20 protein-coding genes and 1 tRNA gene are annotated in these 18,014 nt (G+C 73.6%); 6 read left to right on the top strand and 15 right to left on the bottom strand.

The annotated features are described in order from the left end of the window. The first annotated feature begins 78 nt into the window (after positions 1-78). Complete coding sequence (locus tag HC251_RS03300) at positions 79-690, top strand: hypothetical protein (RefSeq protein WP_219943899.1); 612 nt, start codon at positions 79-81, stop codon at positions 688-690. A 97-nt stretch (positions 691-787) separates the two neighbouring features. Here the strand turns inward: HC251_RS03300 and HC251_RS03295 are convergent, their stop codons facing one another. The 3 genes from HC251_RS03295 to HC251_RS03285 all read right to left on the bottom strand — a co-directional run bounded on the left by HC251_RS03295 (position 788) and on the right by HC251_RS03285 (position 3,307). Continuing rightward, positions 788-1,534, bottom strand: a complete 747-nt coding sequence (locus HC251_RS03295; RefSeq protein ID WP_219943898.1) for a hypothetical protein — start codon at positions 1,532-1,534, stop codon at positions 788-790. A 124-nt stretch (positions 1,535-1,658) separates the two neighbouring features. After that, on the bottom strand, positions 1,659-2,930 hold the full coding sequence (gene lysA / locus HC251_RS03290; RefSeq protein ID WP_219943897.1) for a diaminopimelate decarboxylase: 1,272 nt from the start codon (positions 2,928-2,930) through the stop codon (positions 1,659-1,661). Beyond that, positions 2,927-3,307 carry a response regulator transcription factor gene (locus HC251_RS03285; protein WP_219943896.1) on the bottom strand — a complete coding sequence of 127 codons (381 nt, stop codon included), beginning with the start codon at positions 3,305-3,307 and terminating at the stop codon, positions 2,927-2,929. Before HC251_RS03285 ends, lysA begins: the two co-directional genes overlap by 4 nt. A gap of 69 nt (positions 3,308-3,376) precedes the next feature. Between HC251_RS03285 and HC251_RS03280 the strand changes: the two genes are divergently transcribed. Then, positions 3,377-3,448 (top strand) — tRNA-Arg (locus HC251_RS03280). Positions 3,449-3,521: 73 nt separating this feature from the next. Here HC251_RS03280 and HC251_RS03275 read toward each other — a convergent pair. From HC251_RS03275 to HC251_RS03265, 3 genes are all read right to left on the bottom strand, one after another. Beyond that, on the bottom strand, positions 3,522-4,106 hold the full coding sequence (locus tag HC251_RS03275; protein WP_219943895.1) for a DinB family protein: 585 nt from the start codon (positions 4,104-4,106) through the stop codon (positions 3,522-3,524). Between the two features lie 70 nt (positions 4,107-4,176). After that, on the bottom strand, positions 4,177-5,196 hold the full coding sequence (locus tag HC251_RS03270) for an ABC transporter substrate-binding protein (protein WP_219943894.1): 1,020 nt from the start codon (positions 5,194-5,196) through the stop codon (positions 4,177-4,179). A 73-nt stretch (positions 5,197-5,269) separates the two neighbouring features. Next, positions 5,270-5,707 (bottom strand): hypothetical protein, encoded by a 438-nt coding sequence (locus HC251_RS03265; RefSeq protein WP_219943893.1) that lies wholly within the window; start codon positions 5,705-5,707, stop codon positions 5,270-5,272. Positions 5,708-5,829: 122 nt separating this feature from the next. Here HC251_RS03265 and HC251_RS03260 point away from each other — a divergent pair, with 122 nt between their 5' ends. The 3 genes from HC251_RS03260 to HC251_RS03250 all read left to right on the top strand — a co-directional run bounded on the left by HC251_RS03260 (position 5,830) and on the right by HC251_RS03250 (position 8,060). Continuing rightward, positions 5,830-6,159, top strand: coding sequence for a helix-turn-helix transcriptional regulator (locus tag HC251_RS03260; protein ID WP_219943892.1), 330 nt, complete (start codon positions 5,830-5,832; stop codon positions 6,157-6,159). Positions 6,160-6,178: 19 nt separating this feature from the next. Beyond that, the gene (locus tag HC251_RS03255) at positions 6,179-6,661 is read left to right on the top strand and encodes an SRPBCC family protein (RefSeq protein ID WP_219943891.1); all 483 of its coding nucleotides are present in this window, start codon (positions 6,179-6,181) and stop codon (positions 6,659-6,661) included. A gap of 214 nt (positions 6,662-6,875) precedes the next feature. Further along, positions 6,876-8,060, top strand: coding sequence for a glycoside hydrolase family 18 protein (locus HC251_RS03250; protein ID WP_219943890.1), 1,185 nt, complete (start codon positions 6,876-6,878; stop codon positions 8,058-8,060). An 8-nt stretch (positions 8,061-8,068) separates the two neighbouring features. On the opposite strand, the gene HC251_RS03245 is transcribed toward HC251_RS03250, so the two are convergent. From HC251_RS03245 to HC251_RS03205, 9 genes are all read right to left on the bottom strand, one after another. Then, the gene (locus HC251_RS03245) at positions 8,069-8,350 is read right to left on the bottom strand and encodes a hypothetical protein (RefSeq protein WP_219943889.1); all 282 of its coding nucleotides are present in this window, start codon (positions 8,348-8,350) and stop codon (positions 8,069-8,071) included. A gap of 25 nt (positions 8,351-8,375) precedes the next feature. Next, positions 8,376-9,473: a glycosyltransferase family 2 protein gene (locus HC251_RS03240; protein ID WP_219943888.1), complete on the bottom strand. Its 1,098-nt coding sequence runs from the start codon at positions 9,471-9,473 to the stop codon at positions 8,376-8,378. A gap of 394 nt (positions 9,474-9,867) precedes the next feature. After that, the gene (locus HC251_RS03235) at positions 9,868-10,719 is read right to left on the bottom strand and encodes an oxygenase MpaB family protein (protein WP_219943887.1); all 852 of its coding nucleotides are present in this window, start codon (positions 10,717-10,719) and stop codon (positions 9,868-9,870) included. A gap of 116 nt (positions 10,720-10,835) precedes the next feature. Further along, positions 10,836-11,579 (bottom strand): enoyl-CoA hydratase/isomerase family protein, encoded by a 744-nt coding sequence (locus tag HC251_RS03230; RefSeq protein ID WP_219943886.1) that lies wholly within the window; start codon positions 11,577-11,579, stop codon positions 10,836-10,838. 90 nt (positions 11,580-11,669) lie between these two features. After that, complete coding sequence (locus HC251_RS03225) at positions 11,670-12,782, bottom strand: acyl-CoA dehydrogenase family protein (protein ID WP_219943885.1); 1,113 nt, start codon at positions 12,780-12,782, stop codon at positions 11,670-11,672. 55 nt (positions 12,783-12,837) lie between these two features. Continuing rightward, the gene (locus tag HC251_RS03220) at positions 12,838-13,806 is read right to left on the bottom strand and encodes a hypothetical protein (protein WP_219943884.1); all 969 of its coding nucleotides are present in this window, start codon (positions 13,804-13,806) and stop codon (positions 12,838-12,840) included. Positions 13,807-13,855: 49 nt separating this feature from the next. Then, on the bottom strand, positions 13,856-15,100 hold the full coding sequence (locus HC251_RS03215; protein WP_219943883.1) for an acyl-CoA dehydrogenase family protein: 1,245 nt from the start codon (positions 15,098-15,100) through the stop codon (positions 13,856-13,858). Between the two features lie 71 nt (positions 15,101-15,171). Continuing rightward, a complete protein-coding gene (locus HC251_RS03210; protein ID WP_219943882.1) occupies positions 15,172-15,882 on the bottom strand; it encodes a hypothetical protein in 711 nt (236 codons plus the stop codon). After that, positions 15,879-16,367, bottom strand: a complete 489-nt coding sequence (locus tag HC251_RS03205) for an RNA polymerase sigma factor (RefSeq protein WP_219943881.1) — start codon at positions 16,365-16,367, stop codon at positions 15,879-15,881. Before HC251_RS03205 ends, HC251_RS03210 begins: the two co-directional genes overlap by 4 nt. A 160-nt stretch (positions 16,368-16,527) precedes the next feature. Between HC251_RS03205 and HC251_RS03200 the strand changes: the two genes are divergently transcribed. Beyond that, positions 16,528-17,988 (top strand): Coenzyme F420 hydrogenase/dehydrogenase, beta subunit C-terminal domain, encoded by a 1,461-nt coding sequence (locus HC251_RS03200; protein ID WP_219943880.1) that lies wholly within the window; start codon positions 16,528-16,530, stop codon positions 17,986-17,988. Positions 17,989-18,014: the final 26 nt, after the last annotated feature.

Raw genomic sequence — 18,014 nt, 5'->3', positions numbered from 1 at the left:
CGGCGGACGGCGGGGCGCCTGCGGCCGTCGGGACGAACGGCCCTGGCGGCGGCCCCCCGGGAAGCGCAGGGTGGGGCGGTGCCCGCGGCCCGCACCCACGACGCCTCGGTCGTGCTGTGGTGGATCCCCGTCGGCGCCGGGGGCCACGTGGTGCGGCACACCAGCCGGTGGTGGGAGCTCGTCGACGCCCGGCTCGCCCGGCGGGCCCCGCGACCGCTGTTCCACGCCGCCCTCGAGGTCACCGTCGACGGCGCCGTGTCCGTCATCGAGATGGCGCCGGCGTGGGGTGGTCACCGCCCGGCCGAGCGGGGGGTGGTGGCCACCGGCCCCGTGGGCGCACGGGTCCTGGGGCGATCCCCGCTCTTCCGCTACGAGGTCCGCTGCTGGCGGGGCGGGACGATCCCCGACGTCGGCTGGGCCGAGGGTCCCGCGGTGGTGCTGAGCGATCGCCCGGCGACGGCCCGGGCCGTCCTGGACCACGTCAGGGAGGTGCCGGTCCTCACGTGGGGCCGCACCGTGCGCGCGGCGGGCGACATGTGGAACTCCAACTCGGTCGTGGCCTGGCTGCTCGTCACCGCCGGGATCGACACCACCGACCTGGCGCCGCCGGCCCGCGGGCGGGCCCCGGGCTGGGACGCCGGGCTGGCGCTCGCCCCCGGACCGGCGTCGACGGGGTCCCGCGGCACGTGAGGGTGGCCGGCGACCGCGGTGCGGCCGGGCCGGCCGGGCTTCTGAGCCAGCAGGCGGCCACCGGTGGCCGACGGCTGGCTCAGAACGGTGCCGGCCCTCAGGCGGACGGGGTGCGGAAGAGGTACTCGCCCATGGTGGCGCTGCGGAACGTGTCCAGGTCGAGGAAGGCGGTGACGTTGGTGAGCATCCGCTCGACGTGCGCCTGGACGACGGCCGGGTCGCCACCGCCGTTGTAGAAGAGGTCGGGGTCGGCCACGTGGGCGTTGGACGGCCAGGCCTCGTCGACGATGCCGTCGAGCGGCGGGGCGTCGTCGGCCAGGGGGAGCGCCACCAGGTTGCGGACGTAGCGGCACCGGGGCTGGAGCTCGGCGGACTCCGGTGACTGCACCCCGTGCCAGTGGCGCAGCCAGGCCAGGCGGTCGTGGCCGGCAGGCCGCTGCAGCAGGCCGACGGTGAGCACGCCGGGCGACCGGACCCCGTCGGGCCAGTCCCGCGGGCCGCACCACTCGGACTCGCCGTACTCGGTGTAGAGCGACTCGGTGACGACGTAGCCATGCACCACCAGGTCCAGCGCCTCGGCCGTCGTCGTGATCCGGTCCTCCACCGCGGCCCGGTGGTCGTAGGCCGCCAGCCACGTCGAGATGGTCGCCAGCAGCACGGGCTCCCCCTCCGGCCACGGCACGGGGGCGGCGACGTCGGACGCCGGGTCGTCGATCGCCATCGACAGGCCCTTCACGGTCGGTTCGGCCAGCAGCGTGGGCGCCAGCCCGCCCACCAGGGCGTCGCGCAGGTCGACCCGATCGGCGTCGGCCGCCCCCCGGGCCACCCAGATGACCTTCTCCATCGGACCCTCCGTGCATCGACGCCGGGCCCCGTGCCCGCTCCGAGGCGCAGTCTGCAGGAGATCCGCCCCCGCCGGGGGCCCGGGCCACACGGATGGTGCCAGGCACCATCCGTGTCGGCGCTGGTCAGCCCACGTCGGTGGCGAGGAGGTCGTCGGGGGTCTCCCGGCGGACCACCAGGCGGGCCTCGCCGTCGCGCACGAAGACGACGGCCGGGCGCAGCACCTTGTTGTAGTTCGAGCCCATCGAGTGGCCGTAGGCCCCGGTGACCGGCGTGGCCAGGAGGTCCCCCACGCCCAGGTCGGCCGGCACCCGGGCGTCGCGGACCAGCAGGTCGCCCGACTCGCAGTGCTTGCCCACGACGGTGACCCGCCGGGGGCGGTCGGCCTCGGGGCGGCCCACGGCGAAGGTCTCGTAGCCGCTGCCGTAGAGGACCGGTCGGGGGTTGTCGCTCATCCCGCCGTCGACGGCCACGTAGGTGCGGATGCCCGGCAGGTCCTTGATCGTGCCGACGGTGTAGACGGTGATGGCGGCGGCGGCGACGATCGCCCGGCCGGGCTCGGCGGTGACCCGGGCGGTGATGCCCGCCTCGGTGCAGGCCTGGCGCACGGCCGCGCCCCACTCGGTGATCGTCGGGGCCGACTCGCCCTCGACGTAGGCCACGCCCGCTCCCCCTCCGACCGACAGCTCGGGCAGGTCCAGGCCGTTGAACCACCCGGCGACGGCCGCGACGGCGTCGTGGAAGAAGTCGGCCACGAACACCTGGCTGCCGATGTGGAAGTGGATGCCCCGCACGTCGACGGCGGCGCTGGCCCGGGCCCGCTCCAGGGCCTGGCGGGCCGCACCGGTCGAGAGGGTGAAGCCGAACTTCGAGTCGTCCTGGCCGGTGCGGATGAACTCGTGGGTGTGGGCCTCGACCCCGGGGGTCACCCGCAGCAGGACCCGGGGCACGACGCCGTCGGCCTCGTGGAGGACCTCGATCCGGTCGAGCTCGTCGAAGGAGTCGACGACGATCCGTCCCACCCCTGCGGCGCGGGCGGCGGACAGCTCGAGGGCCGACTTGTTGTTGCCGTGGAACACCAGGCGGTCGGCGGGGACGCCGGCCGCCAGGGCGACGTGGAGCTCGCCGGAGGTGGCGACGTCGAGGTGCAGGCCCTCCTCGTGGGCGATGCGGGCCATGGCCCGGCAGAGGAAGGCCTTGGTGGCGTAGGCGACACCCTCGCCGAAGGCGGCCCGCGCCTCGCGGCAGCGGGCGCGGAGGTGCTCCTCGTCGTAGACGAACAGCGGCGTGCCGAACCGGGCGGCGAGGTCGGCGACGCGGCATCCGCCGACGACGAGGTCACCGTCGGGTCCGACCTCGGCGCTGTCCGGCAGCAGCCCCCACGGGAGGGCGCTCACCCGCGGGTCTCGGGCGAGTCCAGCACCTTCTGGATGCGCTCGACGAGGTCGTCGGGGTCGAACGGCTTGGTGACGTAGTCGACGGCGCCGGCGCTGAGCCCCTCGGCGACCTCGGCGGCCAGGGCCCGGGCCGACAGGAGGATGACCGGGACGGCGGCGGTGGCCTCGTCGGCGGCCAGGTCGGCGATCAGGTCGAGCCCGCTGCGGCCCGGCATCATCACGTCGCTGACCACGAGGTCGGGGACCTCGGTGCGGGCGACGTCCATGGCGCTCACCGCGTCCTTGGCCCGCAGCACGGTCCACCCCTCGAGCTCGAGGGTGAGGGTGAGCAGGTCGATGATCACCGGATCGTCCTCGACCACCAGCACCGTCGTCATGGCGGCGCATCCTACGGTCCGATCCGACTGCGACTCGCGCCGGGATCGCTCGCTAGGGTTGGCGGTCCAGCCCTCGTAGCTCAGCGGATAGAGCATCGGCCTCCGGAGCCGTGTGCGGGCGTTCGAGTCGCCCCGAGGGCGCTGGCGGATCGAGGCCCTGACCAGCGGAGACGCTCCGGTCAGGGCCTTCTCCGGTCGCCGGTGGCCCGGCGGCTCACCCGCCGGTGGCGAGGCGGGCCGCGGCCTCGACCCGGGCGCGGTGCTCGGCCCACCAGGCCGCGTCGCCGGCCGGGAGGTTGCCGTGGCCCGGGAGCAGACCGGCCGAGCCGTCGATGAGCTCGCGGACGATGTCGGCGTGGCCGGCGTGGCGCTGGGTGTCGGCGGTGACGTGCACGAGGATGTGGTGCAACGTGACGGCCCCGTCGCCCCACCACGGCACCCGGCCGACGGCGTCGAGCGGGAGCTCGCCGATCGTGGCGTCGGCGACCTCGCGGGCCCGCCGGTGGAGCTCGAGGATGTCCTCCCGGGACTCGTCCGCCGCCGCCCACATGTCCGCGTCGGGCTCGGCGTCGCCGGCGAGCCACGGGAGCGGCACGTCGTGGGGCCGGCCGAACACGTCGCCGAAGTACCCGAGGTGGGTGCCGGCGTTGTGCTTGACCAGGCCGAGCAGGTTCGTGCCCGTCGGGGTCAGCGGGCGGCGGACGTCGTACTCACCCAGCCCCTCCAGCTTCCACAGCAGGGCGGCGCGGGCGCCCTCCAGGTAGCCGTGCAGGTCGTCCTTGAGCTCGCGCTCGTCCATGCCGTCCTCCCGTGGATGCCGCATGTTCGCGCCACCGAGGGGGGCGGGTCGGTCGCGGTGCGACCGACGGTCAGGTCGCGGCCGCCGCCAGGGCCGGGGCCAGCAGGTCGAGGGCGTAGGGGATGGACAGCGGCGTGGGCGTGTTGAGGGCCACGGCGGCGGCGTAGTCCATGACCAGGGAGGCGCCGTCCTCCACGGCGGGGAGGTCGGCGAACCCGGGGATGGACGCGGTGTCGGCCCCGTTGGTCAGCACCATGACCAGGTCGGCGTCGAGCAGGTCGACGTTCTCCAGGCTGAGCTTCACCCGCCCGGGAGAGTCGTCCTCGGCGTCGAGGATGGCGGGGGCGATGACCAGCCCGAGCTGGCCGAACAGCACGTTGGCCCCGTCGTCGGGGTCGGACAGCACGTACAGCGCGTCGCCGGGGACGTAGTTGGCGAAGGTGAAGTCCTTCCCCGCCAGCGCGGGGTGGTCGGCGGTGACCTGGTCGATGGCTCCGTCGACCTGGGCGACGAGACCGTCGGCCGCCTCGGGCTCCCCCAGCACGTCGCCGGCGACGGCCGCGATGCCCTGCCAGGTGTCGACCTGGCTGTCGCTGAGGGTGGCGATGGTCGGGGCGATGGCGGCCAGGTCGTCGTAGGTGCCTTCGTCCTCGACCAGGTAGGTCACCACGATCAGGTCGGGCCGGAGCTCGAGGACCTGCTCCCGCAGCTGGTCGCTGTCGGCGCTGGACGCTGCGACCAGCTCGGTGGAACCCTCGAGCCCCTCCTGCCAGGGCAGGGCCTCGCCAGTGGTGACGTCGACGAGGTGGCCGACCGGCGGGGCGTCGAGGGCGACGAGCACATCGGTCCACTGGAGGTCGAGCGACACGATCCGCTCGGGCCGCTCGGTGATCTCGGTTGATCCGTAGCGGTGCTCGACGGTGACGGGAGCGAAGGCGTCGTCGGCGGCGCCGTCACCCTGCTCCGGGGGACCAGAACCGTCGTCGGCGCTGCTGCTGCTGCTGCAGGCTGGCCCGAGGGCGGCCAGGACCAGCACCACCAGGGCGAGGACGAGGGGACGGGGCGGGCGGGGCCGGGCTCGGAGATCCATGGCCCGTCATCCAACAGCGCGGCGAACTCCTGATGCAAGGCTTACCTAACATCCGAGTCTGACGCGCCTGAGGTCACGCGTTCGGGGTCGCCCAGTCGACGGCGAGCCGGGTGGGGTCGCGCCGGTCCAGGCTGACCCGCAGGCGCCGGCCCGGCGTCATGAGCACCAACGCCTCGTAGGGGACGCGCAGGGTCGTCGTGACCCGCTCGGGCCCCCAGCCCTCGGCCTCGACGTCGAGCGTGAGCTCGCTGATGGGCTGGAACCCGTCCAGCTGGCCCGTCGCCCGGTACGACACGAGCGTGCCCACGCCGAGGATCCCGCCCGGGACGGGACCGTCGACCGCGGTGGACCTGGCCTGCTGGTCGGCCGCCCACTCGGCCGACGCCGCCGCGGCCCGCATGTCGCCGGGGATGGCGCCGATCCGGCCCACCACGGTCGTCGGCCGTCCCTGCATGGCGGCGACCTGGTTGCCCGCCCGCCGTGCCCGCACCATGTCGTTGAAGAAGCCCACGGGACGATCGTGCGCCGGCCCGGCGTCGGGGTCATGAGTGGATCCCGCGCAACGGGCGCTCACGGCGGGCCCGGCCTCCGCTCGGTTGCGCGCAAGATGCGTAAGTAGTAACTTACGCTTCTGTGGCCGCCGCCCTCGCCCCCGCCCCCGAGATCGACCCGTGGCACGCGCTCGGCGACGCCACCCGCCGACGGGTGCTCGCCGCCGTGGTCGACGGCCCGCGGTCGGTCACCGGCATCGCCGACGGCCTGCCGGTGAGCCGCCCGGCCGTCTCCCAGCACCTCAAGGTCCTGCTCGACGCCGGCCTGGTCGACGTCGAGCAGGACGGCCGGCAGCGCCTCTACCGCATCCGGCCCGACGGGCTCGAGCCGGTCCGCCGGGAGCTGGAGGCGTTCTGGGGCGGCACCTTGGCCGGCCTCAAGCGCATCGCCGAGCAGACCTACCGACCCTGAACCACCCCTTGGAGCACCGATGACCACCGACCCCACCCGCGTCGCTCTGGAGATCACCGTCGACGTCCCCGTCGAGCACGCCTTCGCCACCTTCACCGAGCGGTTCGACGACATCAAGCCCCGCGAGCACAACCTCCTGGCCGTGCCGATCGAGCGCACCGTGCTCGAGCCCCGCGTCGGCGGCACGATCCACGACATCGGCACCGACGGCAGCACCTGCACGTGGTCGCGGGTCCTGGCCTTCGAGCCACCCCACCGCCTCGTGCTCAGCTGGGACATCGGGCCCACCTGGCAGCTGGAGACCGACGCGGCTCGCTGCAGCGAGGTGGAGGTCACCTTCACCGCCCTCGACGGCGAGCGCACCCGGGTCGACCTCGAGCACCGCCACCTCGACCGCCACGGCGACGGCTGGGAGGGCCTCACCAGCTTGGGCGAGGGCACCGGCTGGCCGCTCTACCTCGCCCGCTACCAGGGCATCACCACGGCCGACGCGGTGACGTGAGGGGCGACGCCGCCGCCCGGCCCGACGCCATGGCCCTCACCACGGCGAGCGCCTCGACCTGGCCGACCTCCTCGACACCGGCTCGCGCCGTCGGGCCCGCGACGCACCGCCCACCTCCTCATGAGACGTGCCCGCCGGCCGATCGGATGGGATGCGACGTGCGATCCGATGGTGGAGGCATGCAGGCAGAGCGCGACGGAGCCACGCTCTGATCGTGGTGCTCGCGGCGTCGTGGCTCGTGGCGTGCAACCCGCTGCCCGTCCCGAGCGCGCCGATCGAGACCTCGGCACCGAGGTCGCGGGTGGTCGGCTACTACTCCTCGTGGAGCATCTACGAGCGCGACCGCCCCGTGGCCGACATCCCGGCCGACAAGCTCACCCACCTGAACTACGCGTTCGCCAACGTGGTGTCGGGGGGGTGTGCCCTCGGGGACCCGTGGGCCGACGTGCAGAAGCCGTTCCCGGGTGATCCGGCGAACGCCCCCTTCAAGGGGAACTTCCGCCAGCTCCAGCTGCTGAAGACCGCCCACCCGCACCTGCGCACGCTGATCTCGGTCGGAGGGTCGACCTTCTCCGGCGGCTTCTCCGACGCGGCCCTCACCGCGGCGTCGCGCCAACGGTTCGCTCGCTCGTGCGCCGACTTCGTCCAGCGGTACGGGTTCGACGGGATCGACATCGACTGGGAGTACCCGATGGGAGGCGGCAACGCGCCCGGACGACCCGAGGACAGGGTGAACGCCACGCTCCTGCTGCGGGCGCTGCGGAGCGAGCTCGACGCACGGGCTGCGGCGAGCGGGCGCCGGTACCTGCTCAGCGCAGCCACCCCCGCAGCGGCCTGGAGCCTGGACCACTACCAGATCGCCGAGGTGGCGAAGGTGGTCGACCACCTCAACGTCATGGCCTACGACTTCCACGGGCACTGGGACCAGCGGACCGGGTTCAACGCCGCCCTTCGACCTGCGCCCGGCGACCCCACGCCGGCCTTCACCGGTGCGGCCGCCGTCGACCTCTACCTGTCGCGGGGGGTCCCCGCCCGCCTCCTCACCTTCGGCATCCCGTTCTACGGTCGAGGTTGGAGCGGCGTCGGCCCGACCAACGGTGGCCTCTTCCAGCCCGCCAAGGGGACCGTGATGGGGACGTCCGAGCCCGGCATGTGGGACTACTCCGACCTCGTCTCCACCCGCATCCCCGTGATGACCCGGTCGTGGAGCTCGGCCGCCCAGGTCCCCTTCCTCTACGACGCCCGGACGGGGGTGTTCATCACCTACGACGACCCCACGTCGGTGCGGGCCAAGGCGGCCTACGCCGCGAGCCGTGGCCTGGGCGGCGTCGCCATCTGGGAGCTGGGCGCAGACGACGACCGCCACAGCCTGCTGGCTGCGGCGACCGCCACCCGCTGAGAGACCCCTCAGGCGAGGTCGGCCGTCCGGTGCGAGAGGTCGACCAGCGGCGAGTCCGGGTCGTTGCTGGTCTGCAGCTTCCGACCGGTCAGGACGGCCACCGCTCCGATCACGAGCGACGCCAGGCCGGTCAGGGCCAGGACGAGCGTACCGGGACCGGCGCCGGTGAGGGCGAGGAGCCCGACGCCGCCGACGCCGACGTCACCGCCGACCCCACCGGCGGCGGCGCCGCCGAGGGCCGAGGAGCCGAGGCCGGCGTCGCCGACAGCGATGTACTGCGCGCTTGACATGATGTTCTCCTTGGTGGGCGGCCGCTCAGGCGGCTTGGTAGCGGGCTGGGGATTCCCAGACGCAGCTGTCGACCCGCGGGGTGCGGATCGTCTTGATGAAGGCGTGGACGAACAGGACCCGGTAGATCCAGTCGATGGCCATGAGAGCTGGGAACAGGGCCACGAGGCGCCAGCGGCGCAGGGCGATGGCGCCGACGATCGACCAGGCGGCGTAGCCGGCGACGTACACCGCCGCTGACTGCCCGGCGCTGGCTCCGCCCAGGGCGACGCCGGCGACGAGCAGGGCGGGCCAGAGCACGACGTAGAGGACCCAGTCGACGATGAGCCCGACGTAGGCCAGGTCGAACCACGACCGCCGGCGCCCGACCTTGTGGCCGTGGATGCCCTGCATGGTGCCCCAGAGCCAGCGGAGGTTCTGGCGGTACCAGCCGCCCATGTCCATGGGATCTTGCACCGCAGCCACGGCGTCGGGGGCGTAGACAATGCGGCCGAGGCCCCGGCGGTGGGTCTCGAGGGTCCAGTAGGTGTCATCGACGATGTAGGGGGTGGGCTGGCTGGTCAGCTCGTCCAGCAGCTCGGAGCGGTACATCGAGTTCGACCCCGAGATGCAGTTCATGACGTTGAAGGCGGACTGGCCGCGTCGCACGAACAGCTGGTAGCGCCAGTAGCCGAAGGCCCGCGACGCCACCCAGGGGTTCCACCGGACCGTCCGGCGCCAGTCCGAGAGCGTCTTGCCCACCACGATGGCGACGCCACCGCGCATGCGAGCGAGGCACCGGGCGGCGAAGTCGGGCGCCAGGGTGGTGTCGTCGTCGATCACGATGACGGTCTCGAAGCGACGGCAGATCTCGAAGTGCGCCAGCGCAGCCCGGATCGCGGCGGGCTTGCCCACGTTCACCTCGAGCTCGAGCACCTCGGCGCCAGCCAACCGGGCCACCTCGGCGGTCACGTCGGTGCTCGCATCCGACACCACGAACACCGGGCACTGACGCCGGGCCCGGCTGATGACCGACCGCAGCTGGGCGGCCCCGTTCCGCGTGGCGATGACCACGCACGTCGGCCGTCGCCCGCCGGGCTCGTCCTCGCTCGTCGGGACCGCATCCACGACCGTTGCTGTGCTCACGTCTCCCTCTCTCACGCTCACGTAGCGTGTTGTGGAGATGAATCGTATGCACGTTGAGTGAGGGTTCGTCAACACGCAAAGTGTCGAACCTGGCAACCGACGCCACGCAGCGTGGCGAGTGTCACCGCTCGCCACGAGCCCGCAGTGCACCGGACCGCGGCACGGGAGTCGCCGCCATGGCGACGCCTCGAGCCGCCCGACGGCATCGGACACGCTCGTCGCGATGATGCGCGGGTGTCGTGCCGTCACCGGGTTCGGGCCCAGCGTTCGTGGGCCGGGCGTCGCCGTGCGGGCGCACCGCCGGCGTGCTCAGCCGGGTGACGGTGGAGGCCGGTCCATCGGCGGCCGTGAGCGCGGCGTCAGCGGTTCGGCGCCCCCGCCGTCACGGCGCCCCTCACCGGTGAGCGAAGGCGGGCCAGGGCAGACGCAAGGGCCGCGACCACACGGTGAGGGCGACCGCGAGGGGGGCGCGACGGACCCGGCCCGGGGTGGCCGACGCGACCCGGCGGGCGAGGGCGGCCAGGCGGTCGGCGGCCGGCGACGGCTCCCCCAGCCCGAGGCCGGCCCGGAGGCCAGGTGGGAGCACCGGGCTGGTCACGGCGGCCAGGCCGCGGCCGACCGTGGGCCCGAGCGGCCGGGGGATCGGCGGGCGGACGATCTGGTCGGCCACGGCGACGGCCGTCTCGGTGGGGCCCAGGTCGGTGGCGACCACCTCGGCGACGTAGGCGGTGAAGGCGTCCCACGTCGCCGGCATGCGGCCCAACGGCACCCCGCAGGCCCGTCCGATGGCCTGCCACTCGCGGTAGAGCTGGTCCCGCTCGTCGTCGGCCAGGCGGCGGACGTAGCGCTCGTAGCTGACGACCAGCGTGTCGAGGAGGGTCGCCCAGACCCACAGCATGTTGTCGGCGTCGAGGGCCCGGTAGGGCTGCCCGTCGGGCCGGGTGCCGGTGATCTCGGCGTGACGCCCGCGCAGCTGCTGCGCCTGACGGGCCGAGCCCTCGGGCGTCCCGAAGGAGAGCTTGTTCATCACGTCGATGGTGCCGATGAGGCGCTTCCAGGGCCGGCTCTCGTAGTCGGAGTGGTCGGCCACGCCGGCGGACACGGCGGGGTGGGCGACCTGGAGGAGCAGGGCCCGGGGACCGGACGGCAGGAGGAAGGCGGGCTCGCACGACACCCGCCAGGTGACGCTGTCCGTCCCGAGGGGCAGGTCGGGCAGGTCGTCGGAGCGCGCCGGGGCCGAGGTCACCCGGAGCCCTTCGCCGTCACCTCGCCCGTTCCTGCGCCGACCCCGTCCCTGCGCCAGGAGGCCAGGGTCTTCCTGGCCGGGCGTGGCGTGGTGGGGGGTGTCGCAGGTCGGGCGGATCAGCCGTCAGCCTTGGCCGCCCGGCGGGTCAGGCTCCACATCTGGCTGGGGCGCTCGTAGCCGATGGCGACGTCCCAGGGGATGGCCGGCGGGCCCAGCTCGCGCCGGTAGGTCTCGACGGCCACCCGGGCCAGCTCCGGGTCGGCGGCGGCGACGGCGGCCAGGGCGTGGGCCCGGTCCTCCACGTCGGCGTCGGGCACCGCCTCCCACGCCAGCCCGGCGTCGACGACGGCCTGGCCGACCAGCATCTCGCCGAACAGGCCGAGGGCGGCGGCGGTCTCCCGCCCCCCGGCCCGGCCGGCCAGGGTGAAGAAGCCGCCTCCGGGGTGGAGGCCGATGCGGAGGAACCCGGCCAGCACCTTGGCGTCGTCGGCGACGACCCGCAGGTCGGTGGCCAGCATGAGGTTGGTGCCCGCCCCCACCACGGCGCCCCGGATGGCCCCGACGACGGGGACGGCCAGCTTCCCGACCCGGTGGAACGACTCGTAGATCAGGCCCATCGACGGGTACTGGGGCTCGCCCGCCTGGTCGACCTTGGCGTCGAGCAGGCTGCGGTCGGCGCCCGAGCAGAAGGTGCCGTCGGCGCCCTGCACCACGGCGGCCCCGATCGACGGGTCGGCGTCGACCTCCTCGCAGGCGGCGATCAGGTCACCGGCGAGCGAGACGTCGAGGGCGTTGCGGAGGCCGGGGTTGGCCACCGTGATGGTGGCCACGCCGTCGGCACGGTCGAGGGAGATGGGCACAGCGGGCTCCTCAGGAGGGGCGATCATCGAACGTTGTCCGGAACCCGGCCACGGAGGGGGACTTCCGGACAAGGTTCGTGGGGCGTGGGGTCAGCGGGGGAGGCCGAGGACGCGCTCGGCCAGGATGTTGCGGAGGATCTCGGCGGTGCCGCCCATGATCGTGTAGGCCGGGCCGTAGGCGATGTTGCGCGACGCCCGGAAGCGGAGCCCGGGCGTGGCCAGGGTGGCGGCGGGACCGAGGACCTTGGCGACGAAGGCGGCGACGCGCACCTCGTGCTCGGTGCAGAACGTCTTGGTGGCGGCCGAGAAGCCCTTGGGCGCCTGGCCCAGGACCTCGCGCAGGACGAGCAGCCGGCCGAGGCGGTACCCGGTCTCGAGGTGGGCCACCTCCTCGCGCACCCGCAGGTCGGTGAGGTCGGCGAGGGGCAGCACGTCCTCGTACAGCCGGCGGTTCGACACCAGCCGGTCGATGCCGCCCCGCTCGTGCTCCATCTGCCGCATGATCTGCTTGAAGCTGCCGTTGAGCTGGCCCACCAGGTTGGCGGCCGGGACCCGGACGCCGTCGAAGTACACCTCGCAGAAGTGGCGGCTGCCGGTCATGTCGAGGATCGGCTCGACGGTGACGCCCGGCGAGCGCAGGTCGACGATCAGCTCCGACAGGCCCTTGTGGGGCGGGGCGTCGGGGTCGGTGCGGGCGACGAGGTACACGAAGTCGGCGTGGGCGGCGCCGCTGGTCCACACCTTCTGGCCGTCGACGACGAACTCGTCGCCGTCGCGGACGGCCCGGGTCCGGATCGACGCCACGTCGGACCCGGCGTCGGGCTCGCTCATGCCGATGCCCCACATGGCGTCCCCCGAGAGCATCCCGGGCAGGAACCGCGCCTGCTGGTCCGGCGTCCCGAACTCCAGCAGCGTCGGCCCGATCTGGCGGTCGGCGAACCACGACGCCGCGATGGGGGCGCCGGCGCTGATCAGGGCCTCGTAGACGACGAAGCGCTCCAGCACCGATCGACCGCCCCCGCCGTGCTCGACGGGCCAGGTCATGCCCAGCCAGCCCCGCTCGGCCAGGGCCTTGGCCACCTCGCTGTCGTGGCCGACGATCCACGACTCCTCGGCGATCTCGCTCCGTGCCGCCCACTCCTCCCCCAGCTCTCGGGCCTCGGCGGCCAGCGACTCCAGCTCGGGCGGCAGGGAGAGGTCCACGCCGCCGATCCTGCCAGCCACCGCCCGTCCTGTCCGAACGGAGCGGCCGGGCTCGCTACTGGTAGGTCACGAGGTCGGGCGGGTCGGGGAGGGCCAGGACCTCGGCCGGCTGGAAGAGGTCGGTGTCCTCGTCGAGGAACAGCTTGAACCCGGTCCAGTACGGCCCGCGGAGCTGGTCGAGCTTCCGGAGCTTCACCGACCGTCCCCCGAACCCGTCGACGTGGAACACGGTGGCCAGCCCGGGTCGATCCTCGACCTGGTCGGCGTCGCGCACCATCTGGTCGGTGAAGCGGTGGATCACGAACAGCTTCTGGGGCAGGCGCTCCTCGGCCACGATGGCAGCCAGCCAGGCCGAGACCTCGTTGACCTCGGCGGCGTCGACCCCGCCGACCACCTGGCCCGGGACCTGGCCCGGCGCCATCCGCCACTCGGGGTCGAGGGCGAGGCCGACGTCGGGTTGGCGGAGCAGCTCCTCGAACCGCCGGGCGTCGGTCAGGAAGTCGCCGGTGCCGGGCTGGAGGTCGAGGACCAGCAGCATGTCCGCGGCGCGCGCCGCCTCGAGCCACGGGCGCACCAGCTCCATCGGCGTCGGGGTCGAGTAGGTCCCCGTCGGGCCGGGGGCGCCCTGGGCCACGGTGACGATGAGCTCGAAGGCCGGCAGCACCGGCCGGTCCGGTGTGGCGAAGGGGTCGGCTGCGGCCTGCACCCGGGCGGCGGCCTGCTCGGGCGGCACCTCGCCGAGCACCCCCATCACCGGGGCCTGGGCGTTGCCGTACTGGGCGACGACGCGGAAGGCCGGGAAGATCTCGGTGCCGCCGCGGGGCAGCTCGGCCACCGGTCCCGGCGCCTCGGTGGTGGTCGTCGGGGCGGACGTCGACGCGCCCGCCCCGGCGTCGTCACCGATCGTCGTGGTCGCCGCCGTCGTGGTCGATCCCCGAGCCCCGTCGTCGTCCGACGGGGACGAGCCGCACCCCAGGAGCAGCGACGCCACGGCGACGAGCGCGAGGACGCGTCGCCGGATCACCCTCTCAGTGTGGAGGAGGGACGGGCGCGCCGCCGGGGGTGCGCCAGGATCAGCCCTTGGCCGGCGGCTTGGGCTCGCGGGGCAGGCCGAGGACCTTCTCGCCGACGATGTTGCGCTGGATCTGCGACGTGCCGCCCCAGATGGTCTCGGACCGGCTGAAGAAGAACGACGACACCATGGGGCTCACCGGGTAGGCCGCGCGACCCTGGGTGCGGGCCGTCGCCGGCCAGGAGCCCTTCTCGGGCCCGACCGTCGAGAGCAGGGACTCGGTGCCGAAGATGTCGAGGGCCAGCTCCATGGCCTCCTTGTGCATCTCCGACCAGAACATCTTGTTGGTGGCGCCGAGGGCGGCCACCCCCATGTCCTTCTCGCCGGTCAGGTTGGCGGTCAGGTTCCGCAGGCCGTTGATGCGGAGGATCTGGATCTTGGAGTGGTAGCGGGCCAGGCCCTGGCGGACGATGGGATCGGCGATCTTGCCGTTGGCCTGGGCCTGCTCGACGAGGAGGCGCCACTCCTCCTCGAAGCGGCGGTGCCCGGTCGTGGCGGACATGCCCCGCTCGAAGCCGAGCGTCGAGTTGGCCACGGTCCAGCCGTTGTTCACGCCGCCGAGGACGTTCTCCTTGGGGCACCGGGCGCCGTCGAAGAACACCTCGTTGAACTCGTCGGTGCCGTCGGGCTGGACGATCCCCCGCACCTCGATGCCGTCCTGCTGCATGGGCACGAGCAGGTAGGAGATGCCGGCCTGCTTCTTGACGTCCGGGTCGGTGCGAGCGAGGAGGAAGCAGTAGTCGGCGAACTGGGCCTGCGTCGTCCAGACCTTCTGCCCGGTGATGACCCACTCGTCGCCGTCGAGGACGGCCTTGGTCTTCAGTGACGCCAGGTCCGAGCCGCTCTCGGGCTCGGAGAAGCCCTGGCACCAGCGCACCTCGCCCTTGAGGATCTGCGGGAGGAACTGCTTCTTCTGCTCCTCGGTGCCGTACTGGAGGATCGTGGGGCCGACGAGCGTGTCGCCGAAGAAGTCGGCCCGCATGGGCGCCTTGGCCCGGGAGAACTCCTCGGAGAGGACCACGCCCTGGATCAGCGAGAGGCCCTTGCCGCCGTACTCCTGGGGCCAGGTGGCGCAGATCCACCCGCCGGCGAACAGCTTCTCGGTCCACTCCTCGGTGAACGCCTTGCGCTCGTCGGGCGTCATCTCGAAGCCCTCGTCGAACCAGCCCTCCGGCAGGTTCTCCTCGAGCCACCCCCGGATCTCGGTGCGGAACTCCTCGGCCTCGGGGGGGTAGGTCAGGTCCATCGGGCCATCGTGACGCGTTCTGGCAACCCGCATCCACCTGGTGGGTGGATGAGGGTTGCCAGAAGGGTGGGTCAGCCCTGGTCGGGGTAGCCGGCGTTCCCGTCGCCGTCGAGGTCGGCGCACTGCGAGCCGCCGATCGGAGACGCCATGCAGTCGGCCCCGCCGATCAGGTACACGTGCGAGCCGTCGCCCTCGGGGTCGATGCAGTCGGGCGACGAGCCCGGGGCGCACGCCTGGCCCGGGACGAGGGCCGGGGGGACGGCGGTGCTCGGCGGATCGGTCGCCGGCGGGCTCGTCGACGGCGGGACGTCGGTGCTCGGCGTGACCGTCGTCGGCGGCTCGGCCGCCGGCGCAGGGGCATCGGTGGCCGACGGCGCCGTGGTGGGCGGCCCCGCCTCGCACTCCGGGTCCGTCAGGGGCTCGTCCGCACCCGGGATGAAGGCGGGGGCGCACGCCGCGGTCGTCGGGGCCTGGGTGCTCGGCGGTTCGGTCGACGGGGAGGGCGCCTCGGTGGTGCCGCCGCCGTCGGCCACGACCGGGCTGCCGGAGTCGTCGCCACCGCCGAGGGTGAACAGGCCGATGGCGCCGACGATCACGAGGACGGCGGCGGCGAGGACCGCCATCCCGCCCTGGCGGCGCCGGCGGGCGGCCTGGCGGGCGGCGAGGCGCTGGTCGATGCCCTCGCGGGTGACGCCGGCGGCGGTGACGGTCTCGGTGGCTGCGCTCATGCGGGCGGCCAGGGCGGCCTCGAAGGCCCCGTGGGTGTCGGTGTCGGTGCTCATCGGGCGATCTCCTCTCGCAGCTGGCCGAGCGCTCGGTGCAGGGTGGACTTCACCGTGCCCACCCGCATGTCGAGCACATCGGCGATCTCGTCCTGGGTCATGTCCCCGTAGAACCGCAGCACCACGACGGCCCGCCACGCCGGCCGCAGCCGGGCGAGGGCGTCGAGCAGCTCCCGGGCGTCGAGGGCGGCGGGCTCGGGCGACTCGTGGACGACCCGCAGCTCGCGGCTGCGGCGCTTGCCGGCCCGGCGGGCCCCGTGGACCACGCACGTCCGCAGGTACCCGCCGGGTCGGTCGAGCCGCTCCCAGCGCTCGTAGACCTGGGCGAAGGCGTCCTGGACGACCTCCTCGGCCACGGCCTCGGATCCCACCAGCAGGTAGGCGAGACGGGTCATCGGGACCCGCTCGGCGGCGAACATCTCGTCGAAGCCGCCGTAGCCCGGCCCCTCCGGGGCCGGCACGGCGGCCAGGGGAAGCGGCGTCATGGTCCTCGCCTCGGGGTCGTCGGTCACCTGCATCACCTCCCGACGAGTCCCGAGGCCCCCGTTCCGTTCCCGAACGGTGACCCGGATCCGGCGGCGAACCGCTCCGATCTGATCACCGGTTCGGGCGGGGTGCCACCGGACCGGGCCTAACCTGCGGCCCATGACCGACGTCGTCGCCGATCCACCGTCGACCGAGGCTCCTCCTGCGAAGGCCGCCCGATGGACGGCGCAGTGGAAGGAGCTCTACGAGGAGGTCATCACCTCCGGGCTGTGCACCGGGTGCGCCGGGTGCGTGATCGCGTGTCCCCACGACGTGATCGGCTACGACCACGTGCAGGGCGGCTACAAGCCGTTCCACCTCGAGGAGGAGCTGGGGAAGGACAACTGCATCCACGGGGAGAAGGGCTGCACGTCGTGCACCCGGGCGTGCCCCCGCTACCAGATGTGGGAGACCCAGGCCGACGAGCACCTCTTCGGCCGGGTGCGCGAGACCGACGAGCTGTCGGGGATCTACTCCGACATCCTCCTCACCCGGGCGGTCGACGACGGGGTCCACGAGGCGGGCCAGGACGGCGGGCTGGTCTCGGCCATGCTCCTGTGGCTGCTGGAGGAGAAGTACATCGACGGCGCCCTGGTCAGCTATCTCGAGGGCGACGGCTCGACGTGGGTCGCCAAGCCCGGGGTGGCCACCACACCCGAGGAGATCATGGCCTCGGCCGGGAGCCGCTACACCTACTCGGCCAACACCCTGGCCCTGCCCGAGGCCCAGGAGCGGGGCCTGGAGAACCTGGCCCTGGTGGGGATGAGCTGCCAGAGCTCGGTGCCGCCGGTGATGTGGTCCCGCAAGATCGGAAAGGTCGGCAAGCCGTTCAAGTTCAACATCGGCCTGCTGTGCTCGAAGACCTTCGACGACGCCATCTTCGAGGAGCTCTTCGAGGCCAAGTACGGCCTGACCCGGGCGATGATCAAGAAGGTCAACATCAAGGGCGTCTTCCAGATCTGGACCCACGACAGCACCTACCACGAGGTGCCGCTCAAGGAGTGCCACGCCTGGACCCGCGAGGGCTGCAACCACTGCCCCGACTTCGCCGCCGAGCACGCCGACATCTCCACCGGCGGCATCGGCAAGTTCAACGACTGGACGCTGACCATCGTCCGCACCGAGCTGGGGCGCGAGGTGATCCAACGCCTCGCCGCCGCCGGCCGCATCGAGACGCGCCCCGGCGACGACGACCCCGGCGCCATCGCCCTCATGCACAAGCTGGCCCGCAAGAGCCGGGCTCGCTGGCCCAAGGAGGGCGTCGCCGTCGACACCCCCCGCCGCATGCCCCCGCTCCCCCCGAAGGCACCGAAGCCCGACGCCGCCCCCAAGGCCGACGCCGCCCCGGCGGGGGACGCGCCGGCCCCGGGCGAGGCGACGGCCACGGCCGACGCACCGACGGCGGACGCGGCACCGACCCGCGACGCGACGGCGACGACGGAACCGGCGCCGGCGGGGTCGAACCCGGGGAACGACAAGCCCGGCGCCCCGGTGGCCGGCGAGGCGACCACCGCCGCGACCGAGCCGGTGGCGCCCGCCCCGGCCGAGGGGCCGGCGCCGGACCAGCAGCCAGAGGGCTAGCTCGGCGCCGGACGAGCGATCCCCGA

It is taken from the genome of Iamia sp. SCSIO 61187 (assembly GCF_019443745.1).
Taxonomy (GTDB): Bacteria; Actinomycetota; Acidimicrobiia; order Acidimicrobiales; family Iamiaceae; genus Iamia.
Note: the sequence above shows the minus strand (reverse complement) of the source record. Positions and strands in the feature narration are given on the sequence as shown.

Coding starts and splice junctions, on each gene's coding strand:
- HC251_RS03270 (WP_219943894.1), bottom strand. CDS start 5,196: ATGGATCTCCGAGCCCGGCCCCGCCCGCCCCGTCCCCTCGTCCTCGCC.
- HC251_RS03205 (WP_219943881.1), bottom strand. CDS start 16,367: ATGACGCCGCTTCCCCTGGCCGCCGTGCCGGCCCCGGAGGGGCCGGGC.
- HC251_RS03275 (WP_219943895.1), bottom strand. CDS start 4,106: ATGGACGAGCGCGAGCTCAAGGACGACCTGCACGGCTACCTGGAGGGC.
- HC251_RS03285 (WP_219943896.1), bottom strand. CDS start 3,307: ATGACGACGGTGCTGGTGGTCGAGGACGATCCGGTGATCATCGACCTG.
- HC251_RS03245 (WP_219943889.1), bottom strand. CDS start 8,350: ATGTCAAGCGCGCAGTACATCGCTGTCGGCGACGCCGGCCTCGGCTCC.
- HC251_RS03215 (WP_219943883.1), bottom strand. CDS start 15,100: ATGGACCTGACCTACCCCCCCGAGGCCGAGGAGTTCCGCACCGAGATC.
- HC251_RS03200 (WP_219943880.1), top strand. CDS start 16,528: ATGACCGACGTCGTCGCCGATCCACCGTCGACCGAGGCTCCTCCTGCG.
- HC251_RS03295 (WP_219943898.1), bottom strand. CDS start 1,534: ATGGAGAAGGTCATCTGGGTGGCCCGGGGGGCGGCCGACGCCGATCGG.
- HC251_RS03210 (WP_219943882.1), bottom strand. CDS start 15,882: ATGAGCACCGACACCGACACCCACGGGGCCTTCGAGGCCGCCCTGGCC.
- HC251_RS03255 (WP_219943891.1), top strand. CDS start 6,179: ATGACCACCGACCCCACCCGCGTCGCTCTGGAGATCACCGTCGACGTC.